Annotated in this window: 1 protein-coding gene; it reads left to right on the top strand. The window is 71.4% G+C overall.

Features of this window, described 5'->3' with window-relative positions:
- The coding region (locus SB658_RS25255; RefSeq protein WP_410603171.1) for a hypothetical protein at positions 1-259 on the top strand (259 nt) is incomplete at both ends.

The raw sequence follows: 259 nt of genomic DNA, 5'->3' as shown, positions 1-259 counted from the left end.
GCCGACGCAAGGCACGGTGTACTCGAGCGACTTCGAGGGCAACCAGCCCGGCTGGGGTCCGTTCGTCTACTCGGGCGATCCGGGCGGCATCCGCACCAGCATCTCCCGCCGTCACGACCCGTACACGGGCAGCGACTGGCGCAACGCCGCGCGTCCGTTCGCCCCGGGTGGTGCGCAGGCCGGTCTCGCGGTCGACTCGACCCTGCACGGCGATCACTCGCTGCTGTCGCACTCGGAGCTCAGCGGCGTCGTCTACCGC

Origin of the sequence: Bacillus sp. SIMBA_008 (assembly GCF_046535495.1) — a bacterium.
In the GTDB taxonomy this organism is placed as follows: Bacteria; Bacillota; Bacilli; order Bacillales; family Bacillaceae; genus Bacillus; species Bacillus subtilis.
The sequence above is the reverse complement of the archived record's forward strand: the minus strand, read 5'-3'. Positions and strand labels throughout refer to the sequence as shown.